Annotated in this window: 1 protein-coding gene (cut by both window edges); it reads left to right on the forward strand. The window is 75.2% G+C overall.

This entire window lies inside a single protein-coding gene on the forward strand: locus FrCorBMG51_RS21250, encoding an alpha-(1->3)-arabinofuranosyltransferase domain-containing protein (RefSeq protein WP_476742225.1). The 4,611-nt coding sequence extends 1,284 nt beyond the window's left edge and 422 nt beyond its right edge, so the window shows coding positions 1,285-4,189 (codon 429, complete, through codon 1,397, partial); the first codon wholly inside the window starts at position 1. Both the start codon and the stop codon lie outside the window.

A 2,905-nucleotide genomic window follows, 5' to 3' on the forward strand; every position in this document is an offset into this window, starting at 1 on the left:
CCGCGGCCGCGGCTGCCGACGTCCGTGCCGGGTGTCGCGTGGGCGGTCGTGGTCGTGCTGATCGTGGCGAACCTGAGCCCGTTGTGGCGCGGCCAGTTCGTCGAGGCCGGGCTGGACCGGCCCGAGTCGCTCCCCGACTACGAACTGCAGGCCGCCGCCGACCTGGACGCGGCGGGGACGGCCACCCGGGTCCTGGAACTGCCCGGGGCGCCCTTCTCGCACTACCGGTGGGGGACGACCCTCGACCCCGTCCTGCCCGGGCTCATCGAACGACCCTTCGTCTCCCGCGAGCTGATCCCGCTGAGCGCCGCCGCGTCCGCCGACCTGCTGCGCGCGCTGGACCGCCGGCTGCAGGAGGGGGTGTTCGAGACCGGTTCGCTGGCCGACATCGCCCGGCTGATGGGTGTCGGCGACGTGCTGCTGCGCAGCAACTTCCAGTACGAGCGGTTCCGCACCCCGCGGCCGGTGCCGACCTGGCAGCTGTTCACCGACCCGGTGCCGGCGGGCCTGACCGCGCCGCGCCGCTTCGGGCCGCCGGTGGCCGACACCCCGCAGATCCCCTTCAACGACGAGATCGCCCTGGGCGCGCCTCCGGGCGCTCCCGCGCCGCCGGCGCTGGCCGCCTTCGGGGTCCAGGACGCCAGGCCGATCGTGCGCACGGCGACGACCGCGGCCCCGCTGCTGGTCAGCGGGAACGGTGAGGGGCTGGTGGACGCGGCGGCCGCCGGGCTGCTGTCCGAGGCGGTGGCCGGGAACCGGGCCATTCTCTACACCGGCTCGCTGGCCACGGACCCCGCCGGCCTGCGACAGGCCCTGGACGACGGCGCCGACCTGCTGCTCACCGACAGCAACCGGCTGCGGGCGGAACGCTGGAGCTCGGTCCGGGACGGCTACGGCTACGTGGAGACTCCCGGCAGTGCGCCGCTCACCCCCGACCCGAACGACAACCGGCTGCCGGTCTTCCCAGACGCCACCGCGGCGTCCCAGACCGTCGCCGTGCTGCAGCCCTCCGGCCAGTCCGCGCCGACCGCCTCCGCGCCGACCGCCTCCGCGCGGATCGCCTCGGTCGAGGCGACCGACTACGGCAACACGTTCTCCTACAGCCCACCGGAGCGCCCGGCCGGCGCGGTCGACGGCAACCCGGACACCGCCTGGCGGGTGGGCGCGTTCACCAACCCGGCCGGGCAGCGCCTGCGCGTCGACCTGGCCGGCCCGGTGACCACGGACCGGGTCCGGCTGGTCCAGCNNNNCCGGCTGGTCCAGCCGCTCACCGGCGCGCGCAACCGGTGGATCACCAAGGCGACGCTGCGCTTCGACGGCGGCTCGCCGGTGACGGTGCCGCTCACGGACAGCTCCCGGGCTCCCGCCGGCCAGGTGGTGACCTTCCCCGCCCGCAGCTTCACCCGGCTGGACATCACCGTCGACGCCACCAACACCGGGACCCGCGCGAACTACGCCGGCCTGTCCAGCGTGGGGTTCGCCGAGGTCGACATCGTGACACCGGACGGGAGCGCACCCCACGTCCAGGAACTGCTGCGGATGCCCACCGACCTGCTCGCCGCGGCCGGCGAGGACTCCCTGCGGCACCGTCTGACACTGCAGATCACCCGGGACCGCGCGAACCCGGCCGAGCCGTTCAAGTCCGATACCGAGCCGGCCGTCGCCCGCACGTTCACCCTGCCGACCGCGCGGACCTTCACCCTGACCGGCACCGCCCGGGCCTCCGCCTACGCCGACGACCTCGTGCTCGGCGCCTCGGTCGGCCGGCCGACCGACGGGGTCACCACCGAGTCCTCCGGCCGGCTGCCCGGCGACCTGGCGGCCGGCAGCGCCAGCGCCTTCGACGGGGATCCGGCCACCGCGTGGAGCCCCGGCTTCGGCATGCAGCAGGGCGCCTGGATCCAGGTCAACTCCCCCCGGCCGGTGAACCTGTCCGAGCTGACGCTGTCCGTGGTCGCGGACGGCCGCCACTCCGTGCCCACCGCCCTGGGACTGATCGTGGACGGTCGTCGGGTGGACACCCTCACCGTCCCGCCGGTCAGCGACCTCGGACAGCCCGGCGCGAGCCAGACCGTGACGATGTCCTTCCCGCCCGTACGGGGCAGCAGCATCCGTCTCGTCGTCGACCGGGTGCGGCTGGCCACCACCGTCGACCCGATCAGCGGGACCCGGATCTCCATGCCGGTCGGGCTCGCCGAGGTCGGCCTCGCCGGCCTGCGGGTACCCCCGCCGCGGGCCGGCGTGCCCGACACCTGCCGCGACGATCTGGTGACGATCGACGGGCGTCCGACCCCCGTGCGGATCACCGGTTCCGGCACGGGCGCGCTCGGTCGTGCCGGGCTTGCGGTGTCGCTGTGCGGCGATCCGATCGCTCTGGGTCCTGGCGACCACGTCCTGCGGACCGTCGAGGGCGCGCGGACCGGATATGATCTCGACCGGCTGATCCTCACCTCGCAGCCCGTGGGCGCGCCGACAGCGACGGCAGCAGCGGCATCGGCAACAGCGGCATCGGCAGCTGCCGGCCCCGCGCCGGCGAGCCCGGCGGCCGGCACGACCACAGCCGCGGGCCCGACGGCGACGCCGGCGGTGGCGGTCACCGACTCCACGGCGACCTCGTTCGGGCTGCGGGTCACCGGCGCGCGGCCCGGTCAGCCGTTCTGGCTGGTGCTCGGCCAGAGCCTGTCCGCCGGCTGGCGGGCGACCTCCGGCGACACCGACTACGGCCGGCCCGTCCTCGTGGACGGCTACGCCAACGGCTGGCGGATCACCCCCACCGCGGCCGACTTCGACATCGCGTTGGCCTGGACACCGCAGACTCTGGTGTGGCGTGCCCTGACGGTCTCCGGTATCGCCCTGATGTCCAGCGCCGTCCTGCTGGTGGTGACGGCCCGCCGCCGCCGGCGGG

This window comes from Protofrankia coriariae, from assembly GCF_001017755.1.
In the GTDB taxonomy this organism is placed as follows: Bacteria; Actinomycetota; Actinomycetes; order Frankiales; family Frankiaceae; genus Protofrankia; species Protofrankia coriariae.